This is a genomic window from Synechococcus sp. PCC 7502, from assembly GCF_000317085.1.
Lineage (GTDB): Bacteria > Cyanobacteriota > Cyanobacteriia > Pseudanabaenales > Pseudanabaenaceae > PCC-7502.
Window position 1 is genome coordinate 2,993,230 of record NC_019702.1, and the last position, 14,418, is coordinate 3,007,647.

At 40.6% G+C, this 14,418-nt stretch carries 13 protein-coding genes; 6 read left to right on the plus strand and 7 right to left on the minus strand.

Annotated elements, in window-relative coordinates:
- Positions 1-33 precede the first annotated feature (33 nt).
- Positions 34-354, plus strand: coding sequence for an IS5/IS1182 family transposase (locus SYN7502_RS21485; protein WP_371257834.1), 321 nt, complete (start codon positions 34-36; stop codon positions 352-354).
- Between the two features lie 253 nt (positions 355-607).
- Here SYN7502_RS21485 and SYN7502_RS14955 read toward each other — a convergent pair whose 3' ends face one another.
- Positions 608-1,642 carry an LOG family protein gene (locus SYN7502_RS14955; protein ID WP_015169603.1) on the minus strand — a complete coding sequence of 345 codons (1,035 nt, stop codon included), beginning with the start codon at positions 1,640-1,642 and terminating at the stop codon, positions 608-610.
- A gap of 133 nt (positions 1,643-1,775) precedes the next feature.
- Here SYN7502_RS14955 and SYN7502_RS14960 point away from each other — a divergent pair, with 133 nt between their 5' ends.
- The 3 genes from SYN7502_RS14960 to SYN7502_RS14970 all read left to right on the plus strand — a co-directional run bounded on the left by SYN7502_RS14960 (position 1,776) and on the right by SYN7502_RS14970 (position 5,237).
- Entirely contained in the window at positions 1,776-3,512 is a 1,737-nt protein-coding gene (locus SYN7502_RS14960; RefSeq protein WP_015169604.1) for an ABC transporter ATP-binding protein, read from the plus strand.
- A gap of 235 nt (positions 3,513-3,747) precedes the next feature.
- Positions 3,748-4,299, plus strand: a complete 552-nt coding sequence (locus SYN7502_RS14965) for a hypothetical protein (protein ID WP_015169605.1) — start codon at positions 3,748-3,750, stop codon at positions 4,297-4,299.
- 65 nt (positions 4,300-4,364) lie between these two features.
- On the plus strand, positions 4,365-5,237 hold the full coding sequence (locus SYN7502_RS14970) for an S-methyl-5'-thioadenosine phosphorylase (protein WP_015169606.1): 873 nt from the start codon (positions 4,365-4,367) through the stop codon (positions 5,235-5,237).
- A 64-nt stretch (positions 5,238-5,301) separates the two neighbouring features.
- Here the strand turns inward: SYN7502_RS14970 and SYN7502_RS14975 are convergent, their stop codons facing one another.
- The 4 genes from SYN7502_RS14975 to SYN7502_RS14990 are packed head-to-tail and all read right to left on the minus strand — an operon-like array spanning position 5,302 to position 8,271.
- Entirely contained in the window at positions 5,302-6,015 is a 714-nt protein-coding gene (locus SYN7502_RS14975; protein ID WP_015169607.1) for a ComF family protein, read from the minus strand.
- Complete coding sequence (locus SYN7502_RS14980; RefSeq protein ID WP_015169608.1) at positions 6,016-6,930, minus strand: serine hydrolase; 915 nt, start codon at positions 6,928-6,930, stop codon at positions 6,016-6,018.
- A gap of 1 nt (position 6,931) precedes the next feature.
- Positions 6,932-7,171 carry a ssr2422 family thylakoid membrane protein gene (locus SYN7502_RS14985; protein WP_015169609.1) on the minus strand — a complete coding sequence of 80 codons (240 nt, stop codon included), beginning with the start codon at positions 7,169-7,171 and terminating at the stop codon, positions 6,932-6,934.
- Positions 7,172-7,203: 32 nt separating this feature from the next.
- On the minus strand, positions 7,204-8,271 hold the full coding sequence (locus SYN7502_RS14990) for a type I restriction endonuclease (protein WP_015169610.1): 1,068 nt from the start codon (positions 8,269-8,271) through the stop codon (positions 7,204-7,206).
- 387 nt (positions 8,272-8,658) lie between these two features.
- On the opposite strand from SYN7502_RS14990, the gene SYN7502_RS14995 reads away from it, so the two are divergent.
- Both SYN7502_RS14995 and SYN7502_RS15000 read left to right on the plus strand, forming a co-directional pair.
- The gene (locus SYN7502_RS14995) at positions 8,659-9,972 is read left to right on the plus strand and encodes a 3-isopropylmalate dehydratase large subunit (RefSeq protein WP_246828930.1); all 1,314 of its coding nucleotides are present in this window, start codon (positions 8,659-8,661) and stop codon (positions 9,970-9,972) included.
- Between the two features lie 45 nt (positions 9,973-10,017).
- The gene (locus SYN7502_RS15000; protein ID WP_015169612.1) at positions 10,018-12,471 is read left to right on the plus strand and encodes an O-antigen ligase family protein; all 2,454 of its coding nucleotides are present in this window, start codon (positions 10,018-10,020) and stop codon (positions 12,469-12,471) included.
- A gap of 13 nt (positions 12,472-12,484) precedes the next feature.
- Here the strand turns inward: SYN7502_RS15000 and SYN7502_RS15005 are convergent, their stop codons facing one another.
- Together SYN7502_RS15005 and surE are read right to left on the minus strand one after the other, a co-directional pair.
- On the minus strand, positions 12,485-13,540 hold the full coding sequence (locus tag SYN7502_RS15005) for an agmatine deiminase family protein (protein WP_015169613.1): 1,056 nt from the start codon (positions 13,538-13,540) through the stop codon (positions 12,485-12,487).
- A 15-nt stretch (positions 13,541-13,555) separates the two neighbouring features.
- Positions 13,556-14,335, minus strand: coding sequence for a 5'/3'-nucleotidase SurE (gene surE / locus SYN7502_RS15010; RefSeq protein ID WP_015169614.1), 780 nt, complete (start codon positions 14,333-14,335; stop codon positions 13,556-13,558).
- Positions 14,336-14,418 lie beyond the last annotated feature (83 nt).

Below are 14,418 nucleotides of genomic sequence, written 5' to 3' on the forward strand. Positions count from 1 at the left end.
AACGGGATCAAAAGACATTTAGCCGTTGACATACTGGGATTTCCTTTTTTCACCTATTTAACAAGAGCAAATGTATCAGATGACCAAGGACTGATTGAGATGTTAACGTTTAACATTGATTACTTCAAATCGAAGCCAGATGACATTACCCTAACTACGATATTGCTGGATAGTGGTTATCATATCGAAAAATTGACGACTGATTTACAGAAGGTTTATCCTGAGATTATGACTAAGATTAGGTTTGAAATTTCTCCTAAGGTATCAAAGCAACAGAAAGCAGAAAAAGGTCTGTCTGGGTTTGTAGTTGTGCCGACAAGGTGGATACTTGGGTTGAAAGATGCAAAATCTTAGTTAAGAACTTTGAGAGAACTCTCGTTAATGCTACAGCTAAACTCAATCTTTGCTTTATTCGTTTGATGCTAAAAAGAATTGCTACTCATGAGATATGAAACAGGCTCTATAGAGCCTATTTGAGATCTAATTTTCTGCAAGCTTTATGAGCATTAGCCTTAGAAAATAGAGGTTTAATTTCGCTGTAGCATTAAAGCTACTTTACTTTGATGCACTACCAATCTTCGCTAGTCATTGGAGATTGGATAGGCGATCACTCATCGTTAATTGCCCAAATTAGCTGCTGAAGATAACCATAGTTATGATGATCGGTAAACCTCATGATTAAGCGAGGCAAAGAATCTATATAAATGTCTCCATCTTTTTTCTCAGGTTCAAGGGCTTTACTACGTTTAATTTCTCCATCAATGAGGCGATCGCTAAATAAATCATTGAGTTTTTGCAATTTAGCATCGGAAATATCTTGATTTAAGCGAATCACAAAAATATCTTTGACCCAGCGACTAGAATGGTAAACCTTATAGAAATTAGCGATCTTGGCAACTGCTGCGGTAATGTCACTGGTGATTGTATAAAGGCTATGATCTTCAGGATTAATTAATTTCCGCCCCTGCAAGCAAGTTTGCATATAGCTATCCCATTCTTGCCAGTAGCAGCCATCGGGTTTATCCATTAAAATTATGGGCTTGGGTGTGGATTTCCCAGTTTGCAGTAATGTTAGGGATTCAAATAACTCATCTTGAGTACCAAAGCCACCGGGAAAAATAGCGATCGCACTGGTCTCTCTGAGGAAAAATAACTTACGGGTGAAAAAATACTTAAAGTTGACATTGTGGCTATCTAGGATATTGAGGTTTTGTTCTTGCTCAAAGGGTAAATAAATATTTAAGCCAAAGGAATGATCTTTACCTGCACCTTCATTACCTGCTGCCATAATCCCACCGCCGCCACCAGTTAAAACCATAAATCCAGCCTTAGTAATCTGTTGGGCAAATTCCTGAGCTTGGATATATTCAGGGGTATTACTAGCAATACGGGCAGAGCCAAAAATGCTGACTTTGCGAATATGACGATAGGGATGAAACATCTCTAAAGCTTTATACATATCCTGAAGCGTACCGCTTACTAATTTCCAGTCAAGGCGATCGCTTTCGGTTTGGCTGAGTTGCACGATGAGATTTAATGCTCTATAAATCAACTTACTATGGGGATGATCTGGAAGGTTTCCCAGCAGGCGATCGAGGTCTTGCTTGAGATGATTAAAATCTTGGCTGGGGAGTATGCTCAATTTACTGACCTTTTAAGAGGCTACGCAATAGTTTTTATGATTTCTATAATAGTAAAGCAGACAATTAGAGGTGAAGAGCAGATAATCATGTACGCTTTAAGTACCAAAATCCTCAATCAATAGCATTAAAAGTTTGAAGACTACCTCTAAACCTTCTGCCTATCAGCAACTAAGCTCATATATTTATCCCCATTGGCGATTAATTGGCAAGGCATTAATTTGTACAGTTGGTTATATCCTTGGTATGCCTTTACTGGCGCATATTTTTGGTTTAGTGTCTGAGGCGATCGCCCAGAGTAGTTTAGAAGGGATTACGCGTCTATCAGGTTTGACGTTATTGCTATTTTTGGTGCAGGGAATATTTCAATATGGGCAGGATAGCATTATGTCCCAAGCTGCCTTAAATATTGCTTTAGATTTGCGGGTTAAGGTGTATGCCCATCTGCACAGTTTGGATTTAGATTACTTTGCAGAATCGCGCACGGGGGATTTATCCTATCGCCTCACGGAAGATATTGATCGCATTGCCGAGGTGGTTGGGAAGTTTTTCCATCAGTTTATTCCATCGGTGTTGCAGTTGATCTTAATCCTGTCGTACATGATTTATCTGAACTGGATATTAACTTTGACGGTGTTTATTGTGGCTCCATTGTTGGCGGTTTTAGTAGCTTGGTTTGGCGATCGCATGTTAGCGTTAACTCGCCGTAGTCAAGATCAAATTTCCAATCTATCGTCTTTATTATCAGAGGTATTTAACGGTATCCGCCTAGTTAGGGCATTTGCGGCTGAGGATTATGAAATTAGAAGATTTGAACTAGAGGCAGAACAGAATCGCATTCGTAAGTATGCTACGGATAAAATTAGGGCAATTCAATATCCTGTTATAAGTCTCCTACAAGCGATGGGGATCATTATTTTGATTTGGTTGGGAACATGGCAGATTGCCCAAGGAAAATTACAACCCAGTCAGTTTGTGGCATTTATTGCGGCGGTGGCGTTGGTAATCGATCCGATTCGGAATGTTACCAGTAACTACAATGAAATTAAACAGGCTGAGGCTTCCTGCGATCGCATTTTTGAATTATTTGAAATTAAGCCCGTGGTGGTGGAAAAACCCAATGCTAAGGCTCTGCCCACGGTTACAGGTAAGGTTGAATATCAGCATATTAATTTTCATTATCAAGCCGATCAACCTGTGCTTAGGGATATTAGCTTTCTCACTTTTCCCGGTGAAGTGATTGCCCTAGTTGGGTCTTCGGGGGCGGGTAAATCGACATTGATGAATTTATTAATGCGCTTTCATGATCCAGTTACAGGCAGAATTTTAATTGATGGCATTGATATTAAAGATGTGACCTTAAAAAGTTTGCGTCAACAAATGGCGATCGTGCCTCAAGATTCCATCCTATTTTCTGGTTCCATTGCTGACAATATTGCCTTTGGACAGGAGAATTACGATCTGGAAGAAGTAATCAATGCTGCTAGAATTGCCAATGCCCATGACTTTATTTCCCAGTTTCCTGAAGGCTATCAAACTTGGGTCGGTGAACGGGGGGTGAATTTATCGGGTGGACAAAAACAACGAATTGCGATCGCCCGTGCCGTTTTACATAATCCTAAAATTTTAATCCTCGATGAAGCTACATCAGCCTTGGACGCCGAAGCAGAAGCACTTGTCCAAGAAGCATTGCAAAGAGTGATGAAGGGTCGCACTGTATTTGTCATTGCCCATCGGTTGGCAACTGTCCGCAATAGCGATCGCATTTTTGTATTAGAGCAGGGACAAATTATTGAATCTGGCACCCATGAAGAGTTAATCAATCAAGCAGGTCGGTATGCCATGTTTCATGCTCGGCAGTTTGCTGGCTAAATCTGGCTAAATATGAAAAGTAACTGCGGATAAAGCAATCACAAATAAATTGTTTGAATTCTTTATATATTTTCAATCAGGTTTGGATTAATCGGTCTTGGAGTGAGATCACGCACAGTAAAAAAGTAATTTTTCATTCAGATTTCATCTATTACACCGTAATTTAAAGAAAAAGATATTTACTCTAAGTAGATTTCTCATACTATGATGATTACATCTCAATCAATCTCTAAATATGAATCCAAAGTCATCTCTTGAAACAGTTGCCGAAAAAATTGAACCTAGCCTAAAAGCATTGCAACTGCACTATAAAGATATAGTTGAAAAATACCAACCTATTGTCGATCATGCCCATTTGCAACTTAAAAGTATTGATGGAATATTATCTGGACTTGCTAGTACACCTGTAAAATCACTAGACTCTCCGCAGACAATTATTCAACCAATTAGTAAAGTTACTAACGCAACTCCAGCTAAGCCCACGGGAAAAGTTAGAAAAAGTTCTAATACTTCTAAATCAGTTAACGCCGATAATCCAAAATCTCTCACGTTTGTATCTAAATATAAGAGTGATACTCTAACGTCAGCAGTAGGAAAGATATTGAGCGATCGCCAAGGAAAGGCTGTAGGAATAGAAGAAGTTGTCGCAGTTCTCTATGGCAAAATCGATGCCGAGCAGTTTAAAGTCGCTAAGGATCGAGTCACCAAAAATTTATCCAAAGGCAAAGTTGCAGGTCTGTGGGAGCGAGTTCCCAGTCGGTCTGGTTACTATACTGCTAAATCCTAGCCATATTTAGGATAGAATTTGGTTCTGGAATATATGCAGTATCTGAATCAGAGGAAATCTAAAATATGGAAGCAGCAATTGGCGTAGTTGGCGGTAGTGGCTTATATAGTATGGCTGCTCTTCAGAATGTTCAGGAAATTAAAGTGGATACTCCCTTTGGTGAGCCGTCTGATGTGCTGATCTATGGAACGATAGATCATACTCCTGTAGTCTTTCTTGCCCGTCATGGGCGATCGCACCATTTATTGCCATCGGAAGTCCCCTACCGTGCCAATATTTATGCCATGAAGAGTCTAGGGGTAAAGTATATTATCTCTGCTTCTGCCGTCGGTTCCCTGCGAGAACAAATTAAGCCTCTGGATATGGTGATTCCTCATCAATTTATTGATCGAACGAAAAATCGTATTGCCACTTTTTTTGGACAGGGGATTGTTGCCCATATTACCTTTGCTGATCCCGTGTGTCTGGCTTTAGCTGATGTACTTGCCACTGCTGCGGAGAGTATTGATTTGGGAACAGGTAAAGTGCGCCGTGGAGGAGTTTATTTATGTATGGAAGGTCCAGCATTTTCCACTAAAGCGGAATCTCATCTCTATCGTAGTTGGGGTGCAGATGTAATTGGGATGACAAATTTAACCGAGGCAAAATTGGCGCGTGAAGCTGAAATTGCCTATGCTACCCTTGCCCTTGCCACTGACTATGACTGCTGGCACGAAGAACATGATAGTGTATCGGTTTCTATGGTGATTGATAATCTGCATAAGAATGCCATCAATGCCCAAAAAATCATTCAAGCAACGGTGAATTTAATTACGGCTAACCCACCAGTATCGGAAGCACACACCGCCCTAAAAAGTGCCATATTTACGGATTTAACCAAGGTTTCTGCTGCTACTTTGGATAAATTGGGACTGATCATCAAAAAGTATTTGCAATAGCGATTGCTTGGAAATCTAGCTCTATAGACAATTCAAACCTTCGTTTCGGTGAATGACTCGAAGATCAGGAGAATCTCTTGCTGGGAATTTCCTTAAATCTTGGAGTAGCTAAAACCACTACCGCTATGACTTTAATATTTGCCGATTTGAGCGTAGCGATCGCCTCATTAATCGTAGCTCCAGTGGTGTAAATATCATCGAATAAAATCACAGAAATTGATTGGTTTTTAAATTTACTATCTACTCTAAAAGCCGCATTGAGATTATCTTGACGTTCTTGGATCGATTTCGTATCTATTTGTGCCTTGGTATTTTTAACCCGTTGCAGAATTTGGGGTGCGATCGCTATTTCCGTCATTTGACAAAAACTTTTTGCTAGTAATTCTGCTTGATTAAAACCTCGACTTTTTAGCTTTTCAGGGTGCATGGGAATTGGCACGACTTTTAGATTTGCTCTTTTTATTCCTATTTTTATCTGTACTTCCTTAATTAAATTCTGCGCTATCAAGTCTTGATTCCATAACTCTCCAATTTTGATCCCCAAAGGTATTGATAGTTCTGGATGATTTTCAAATTTACAAGTAGCGATCGCCTGCTTTAAGCTGCCATCATAGACACCCCAAGCAAATAGATTGATTTCAGATTTTTGATTTTGATAAAAGTTACGGGATTTACAGGCAGAAATTTGGCGATCGCAATCAATACAAATCACGTTATGGGCAGAACGTCCGCACAATGGACAGTTAGGCTTGAGAAATAAATTCAGAAAGCTTTGCATTTAGTCCAAATTAGCCACCACTGACGAGGCGATAAAAGGCAGTATGTCCACATTTTGAGCCTGACCTTCGGTAAAAACAACTAGGGTAAATGCCGATTGATTGGGAACTTCAATGTAAGCAGCATCATGACGCACCCTACTCATTAGACCTGCCTTTGACCAGAGTTGAGCAGTTTGGGGCAAGCCTCCACCAAGGAAACCTGTAACTTGATTTTCAGGATCAGCTGCTAGGTCTTCGGGTTTAATACTGCGTTTTAATAATGCCCTCATATTTTGGCAGCGATCGCTATCCACGGCTATCCCAGAAATAATGCTATGTAATAGATGGGCAGTGGCATTAGTGGTTAATAAATTACGATTTGCCATATCTTGTCCATAAAAGGCTCTCTCTCTACCGTAGGGACCATCACACCAAGTTTTTTGACAAATATTTAAATATTTATAATCAGGGACTTCAAGGCTGGCAAAGTAACGATTTACAATCTGCCGTTGATATTTCCAAGTACTAAAAGGAGCATCTGATAGTTCCCCTCCGCTAGTGGTTCCAGTTAAGACATCTACAATTAAGCTCGTAGCGTCATTACTAGAATCCACAATCATATCTCTTTGGGCGCGGATAATTTCTGGAGTCAGAACCAACATTCTCTTATTAGCCCATTCCTGCAATGCCACCATGTAAAATAACTTGACAACACTGGCGGGATAGATTAGCTCTGTACCCCGATGGCTGTAACCAGTTATTTTTTGACTCCAAAATGAAATTGGATCACTGGCAGAATTAATAATTGATGGTTGATTATAGGTTAAAAGTGTTAAGGCAATTTGACTGGGAGCAAGGTTAAATTTTTCTGTGGTTTGGCTAATGAGGCGATCGCCAAGTTCTTGTATCTTCTGATCTATTTCAAAAAATGTCATATTACTTTCTGACTACTGCCGAAACAATGGTTGTAATTGTAGCCGTTGCCAGTAAACCAAATGCCAAGTTAACTACCCATTGCGAAGCTTGCTGATAGGCACTAAATCGAATTCCTAATTCTTTTGACTCTTCACTTTGTTTTTTAATTGCTTCCGCCATGCTCTCTACAGTTTCCTTTGTGGAGTTAACTGATTCTGCTAGCTTATCTAACATTTCATCTGTCCATCTTGTTACTGTCATTTGAATTTCTCCTATAGTTTTAAATTGAATTCCTATTTCTGAGTTTCATAACTTTGAGTAGTAGCTATTAATTGGTCAGAATGTTTGTATATATCTGTTAAGGTATCAATTGCAATCTTAACTTCATTTTTACTACTATCAAAAAGACCTAGATATTTTTGTTTAGAGTTAAACCAAAGCCTACAAATTGGCTTGCGATTATTATCATCAAGTAAGATTCCCATATAAGTTTTAGTATCACGGTAAATAACTCGTTCTGGGGCAACAACTTTAGAAATAACTGCTCTAACGATCCTAAATCCTTCTAATTCCTCCTCAGTTGTCAGAATGTCAGATTTTAATTCTTCTGGCACTAATTTTTCTTCTTCAATAATTGGTTTTACTTCACTTTGTAATGCACTACGCAGTCTGTCAGTGATTTTTTCATTGATAAATTGCTGAAATGCCTTAGCAACAATAGGTGTAAATTGCTCTTTTGCAGTTGCAGTAAATTTGCTACCTAGATTAGTCCGAACAAAAAAGAATCTAACAAACTCTTCGTCAGGTGAATCATACTGACCAGTGAGGATTTTTTTGATTGCTGAATTATATTTAAGTTCACTAGCTGTACTAAGTATTTGTTCGAGGTCGAAATCTTCTTTAGCTAGTTTTTTTACTTCTTCTAGGGCTGGTAATCGTGGATCATTCAAATCTAGTTCAAGAAATGGCTTGGTATCCATTTTATTCGGTGATTCAAGATCAGAGAAGAAGTGATACTGCACCCCATTGGTTAGAATAGCAATTCGTGCTTTGGTGACTGCGAAGTATCTAAAGAGTTGTGACATTTCTGCATGGCTGAGGTCAACTCCTACTTTTTTACATTCAATCAAAAAAATTACTTCTGCATTACGCATAACTGCATAATCTACTTTCTCCCCCTTTTTTACACCTACATCTGCAGTAAATTCAGGTACAACTTCCTGAGGATTAAAAACGTCATACCCAAGTGCTGAAATAAATGGCATAACTAAAGCATTTTTTGTTGCTTCTTCAGTTTGGAGATGCTCAATTAGTTTTGGAATACGTTGAATCAATGCGGCAATCTTTTCATCGAAACTCATTCGTGATTTCTCCCTTACTTCTCAGACTAAATACATTATGTAATAATTGATCTTCGCTGAGATGGCTTATATTTATAATCCAGTTTAAGAGCGTTACAAAAGTTGTTAAGGCAATTCAGTAAAGCATTACAATAGCCGTAAACATCCTCCATGATCTCTCCTCGCTCATTCTCGTAATTTGATTTTACTCACACGCAGCCGCCGATAGTTATAGCAGTTGTCCTCCCGAAAACTGACTTGAAGAATTATTTAAGCGATCGCTATAGCAGAGAAACTGGTTAATTTTGTGATTTAGCGATAAGTAGTAAATATAAGTGAGTTAAAATATAAGCCTAAATTAAAGTTAATCAGAGTTATTTACAGTTATAGAGAATAGCAACTATGGCAATGACACTCACCGAAAAAATCTTAGCTCGGGCATCTAATCGCAGTCGAGTGCTACCGGGGGATAATATTTGGGTGAATGCTGATCTGTTGATGACCCATGATGTCTGTGGACCTGGCACCATCGGGATATTCAAAAAAGAATTTGGTGCAGATGCTAAGGTCTGGGATCGAGAAAAGCTAGTGCTGATTCCCGATCACTATATCTTTACCAAAGATGCCAGAGCCAACCGTAATGTGGATATTTTGCGAGAATTTGCCCACGAGCAGAACATTAAGTATTTCTATGACATCACCGATCTTAGCAACTTTAAAGCCAATCCCGACTACAAGGGTGTTTGTCATGTTGCCCTAGCACAAGAGGGTCATACTCGTCCTGGGGAAGTGCTATTTGGGACAGATTCCCATACCTGTAATGCGGGTGCTTTCGGTGAATTTGCCACTGGTATTGGTAACACGGATGCTGCCTTTGTGTTAGGTACGGGCAAACTATTACTTAAGGTTCCTGCCACCATGCGCTTTACCTTTGATGGTGAAATGCCTCCCTATCTCTTGGCTAAGGATTTAATTTTGCAGGTAATTGGGGATATTGGCGTAGCAGGTGCTAACTATCGTGCCTTAGAAATTGATGGAGAAGCGATCGCGCGGATGACTATGGAAGAACGGATGACTCTTTGTAATATGGCAATTGAGGCTGGGGGTAAAAATGGAGTGATTGCTCCAGACCAAACCACCTTTGATTACGTCAAAGCTCGCACTGATAAGCCGTTTACACCACTCTATGCCGATACCGATGCTGAGTATTACTATCACAAGCGTTATGATGTTTCTAAACTAGAGCCTGTGGTAGCAAAACCCCACTCTCCCGATAATCGTGCCAAAGTGAGGGAAGTCAGTGATGTCAAGATTGATCGGGTCTATATTGGTTCCTGTACGGGTGGCAAAATTACCGACTTTATCAATGCGGCTCAGTTATTAAAGGGGAATCAAGTTAAAGTGCCGACCTATTTGGTACCTGCAACCCAAAAAGTCTATAACGACCTATTTACCGAGACTGTAGATGGTTTGTCTTTGGCTGAGATATTTCTACAGGCGGGTTGTATTGAGCCTGCTGCCCCTTCCTGTGCTGCCTGTTTGGGTGGTCCTCAGGATACCTTTGGGCGGTTAAATGAACCAGAGGTTTGTGTTTCGACGACTAATCGCAATTTCCCCGGACGCATGGGTAATAAACAGGGGCAGATTTATTTGGCTTCTCCGTTTACGGCGGCGGCTTCGGCTCTCACGGGCAGAATTACTGACCCAAGGGATTACATTTAGTTTTTCTAGCGTTTTTCTGAAATCTGGTTTTTATCTGGAATAAATATGGGATCGGGAAAACTACTGGGCTTATTAGGGACTCTGATTTACATAGTATTTACGGTTCTGCCCGACAGTAGCACCCAAATGCTGGCATGGCCTTGGGTATTAATTTGGCAAGCGGGATTGATCTGTATTGTCGGGATTAATATTTTGAACCTATGGCAAAAAGATAAGCCATTTTTTTTATTAGGCAACAAGCTGGACTGGGCGATCGCTTTATTTTCTATAGCTATTTGTCTTTCCACCATATTTGCCCCTTTTCCTGCCCAATCGGTATGGCAAGGTTTAATTGCTTTGGGTATGTTTGGTGCTGTTTATACGGTTTTTAACTACCTTAAGGCAGACAGTAACGGGCATAACTTAGAGCAACTAATCAATTTCCAAGCAATCCTAGGGCTAGTTGTGGTGATTGAAAGTCTGGGATTATGGCTGTTTCAGACCTTATTACCAGAACTAAATCGACTAAGCGAAATTGCTCAACTTGGTGTGAATTTGCGGTTTGACTTTTCTAATATTGAATTGCGAAATTGGGCACCCTTTGGACATCAAAACTATGTGGCGGGATATTTACTGTTAGTGATTCCGTTATTTATTACTAAAGCCATTAATCAAACGGGAATTTGGCGCAAAGTTTGGATCGGCGGTATTGTTTTAGGCTTAATTGATCTCTATACCACTAGCTCTCGGGGTGGATTTTTAGGTTTGGCAGTGGTGTTAATAGCTGGATTGAGTTTACTCCTATGGCAAACTTCGATCCGTAAGTTGTGGATTATTGGTGCTGGTAGTGGGGCGATCGCTCTCTTAATTATTCTGATTAGTTTTAATAATCGTCTGCAAACATTAATTACGGGGGTAATTTCTGGTAATAGTGAGTTGTTTTTTCGGCAGATTACGGCGGCGGCGGGACTAAAAATCGGGTTGGAGCATCTACCCTTTGGGGCAGGATTGGGAGCGGTACCAATGATCTACCAAAAATATCGTCCTCTGTGGGCTGAGCGTGAGGCAGAGATGGTGTTTCAGCTTCATAGTACCCCTGTGCAAATTTGGGCAGAGTTGGGAGTTGTTGGTATTGTTGCAACTTTAATTGGCTTAGGTATTTTAATTTGGCTGTTAATTGGCTTGCATAGTTCCGAGGCATGGCGATCTCATAAATCTGATCGAGTTACTACCTATGGGCTATTTGGCAGTTTATTGGGTTACGCATTTTTGGCATTAACGGATTATCAGCTAGATATTTGGGCAATTAGCGGTAGTTTGGTGATTATTGTTGCTGCGATTGCTTACCTCGCTCAAGCATATGCTCCTGAAACTAGCCTAGACGTATCTGATAAATTCAGTAAATTCAGGGGATGGCTCGCAGGTACTGTTACGGTGGCTACGTTTGCAGCTATTGCCTGGCTTACCCCTGTGGATATTGCTTGGCAGGCTTCGAGTACTGGGTTTCTATTTTTAGATAGATTAAAAGCTAATCCCTCAACTGTGCAGGAAAATCTGAATAAATTTATAGATCGCCTAGAGATTGCTTCTCAATTGGCACCGTGGGAATCCTACTATCCCTATCAGTTAGGCTGGAATCTGGCGGAAATTGGGGTTGAGAATCGTTATATCCCTCTGCAAGTTAAAGGTTTAGAGTGGCTCCAAAAAGGCATAGCTAGTAATCCCGATCAAGAGTTTGGCTATAACAACGCGGCGTGGCTCAGTCTTTCTAATAAATTACCCCAGCAAGCTGAAACCTATTTCCGTAAGGCGCTAGAACTAGTTCCTACTAAGCGATCGCTAAAATTTGGATTAGGCATTAGTCTATTAAAACAAAATAATACAGAAGCAGGTTTAGAGGCGATCGCCAGTGAAATTAAAGCCGACCCCATATTTATTACCAGTGCTTTTTGGCAAGACCCCCATTGGCAAGCTCAACTACCGCAGATCATCTCCCGATGGCAAAACTCTGATCCGAAATTATCCCAACGAAAAACTACAGTGGCGGCGGTTAATTGGTGGATGGGAAATGCGGGGGCGATCGCTCAATTACGGGAATCTGGTGATCCCACTGCTATAACTTTAGCAAATGCCCTAGAAAATAAATCACCTGTAAATGTTTTAAATTCTCCTCAAACTCCAGCAGAAATGGCGATCGCGGCTTGGTTTAGTAAAGATCAGGCACAACGGCAAAAACTCTTGCAAACGGCTTGGATTATCAAAAACCAGAATGGTCCTAATCAACAGGCATTAGGCATTATTAACGCCATGATTGACAGGATGAAAAATGTGTCTAGTTTTGATCAATGGTTACGTCAAGCTATTCCCGCAGGAAGTCCGCTAGTTTTACAATCTCGGCGCGTACGGCAAGGGTTTAATGTCCTCAGCCGTCATACCGATGGCACTACCCCCAGTGATTTTTTTAATATTCAAGAAAATGCCATGATTCAAGTTTTCTTCTCTGACCTTTTTCAGTCTTAAATCTAGCCCAAATCTATATCAAGGGCTGCTGTTGGGTAATGCAGTGGAAAGCTCCACCCCCTGAAAGAATAATTTTGGCAGAGAGTCCTAGGGTTTGACGAGTGGGGAAATGCTGAGCGATCGCTCCTACTGCCAGTTGATCAAACTCTGATCCATAGGTGGGAACAATCACATGACCATTGGCAATATAAAAATTGAGATAACTGGCGGGCATAACTTCACCATCGGGATCAAGCACCAAACCAGTGGAGGGAATTTCAATCACTTCCAGATTTTTGCCAGTGGCATCGGTAAATCCTTTTAACTGAGCAGCGATCTGGTTCAGGACGGTATAATTAGGATCATCTTTACTTTCTGGTTTCATGCATATTACGGTATGGGGAGCTATGAAGCGAGCGATCGTGTCAATATGTCCGTCGGTATGATCGTTAAGTAATCCTGCTTCTAGCCACAGAATTTTACTTACTCCCAATGCCTCACTTAACCCCTGTTCGATTTCGGTTTGAGTTAGATGCGGATTACGATTGGGATTTAATAGGCATTGCTTGGTAGTTAAACAGGTTCCTAAGCCATCTACTTCAACCGCACCACCTTCTAAAACCCAAGGGAAGCGAACTGTGGGAATATTTTGGGTTTTAGCTAAAAATTCCGAAATAGCGATCGCCACTTGATCATCATGTTCTAAAAGATATTTATGTCCCCAACCATTCCAACTAAAGGTTACCGTTCCTAGTTCTTTTTTGGTTTCTTCAATTAAATCTTTCGTTATTTCTTTAGTTGATTTTTTATTTAAGAAAATTGGCGCAATATCTCGCATCCAAATGTCACCGTAGGGAATTGAATGAAATCTCGCAGAAGTTCCCACAAGAAGTTGACGGGCGATCGCTTCAGTTTCTAAATTAGCCACAAGAAGCTCCAACTGTTCTGAATAGCCAATTACTTTTGCTAAATCCACAAATTCCGCTTGTGCCGCTTCTAAATTCTCTAACCACAGGGAGCGATCGCTGGGGAAAGCTAACCAACAAGCACTATGAGGCTGCCATTCCGCAGGCTGAATATAACCTAACATGATTTAATTTCTCCTTTATTGCAGTTGTAGGTGGGTTTTAGACCAGTCAGTAATCAAAGGTAAGGCTGAATCTAAAGTGAGGTCATACTTTAAGGGTGTAATCGTGATGAAATTATTTTTAATCCCCTGTACATCCGTATCAACAGCAGCTTCTTCTTCTATCACTACTCCCGCTAACCAGTAATAAATTTTTCCCCTTGGGTCAACTCTTTTCTCAAACACATCTTTCCATTTTCTAATGCCTAGTTTTGCCACCATCACCCCACAAATATCGATCTCAGGTATAGCTGGAACATTAACATTTAAGAGCATAGATTCAGGTAAGGGATTATAGGCGATCGCCTGCACTAACTTCTGAGCAAAACTCGCCGCCGCACTAAAATCAAGGGAAGCGAAGCTTGTTAAACTAAAGGCAATACTGGGTAAGTCTTCCAAAACCCCTTCCATAGCAGCGGATACCGTACCTGAATACAGCACATCAGTTCCTAAATTAGAACCTCGGTTAATTCCTGACAATACCAAATCTGGACGAGTCGTAACGATCGCATCTAAAGCCAACTTCATCGAATCACTGGGTGTACCTGAACAAGCCCAAGCACTAACATCAGGGTGAAAATAGTCTTTAATTTGATCAACTCGCACGGGTTCTTGCAAAGTTAAAGCGTGACCTGTGGCAGAGCGTTCGCGATCGGGACAAACCACGGTAATTTCATATTCACTACCACTTAAAGCATCAGTTAATGCCTTAACTCCAGGGGCATAGATGCCATCATCATTACTAATTAGAATGTGCATAACTAACTTTAAGGTTTCTTACGAGCTTTCATATTTTAGCTACGGATGTTGCCGAAAATCTGGTCTTATTTCAGGTATCTCCG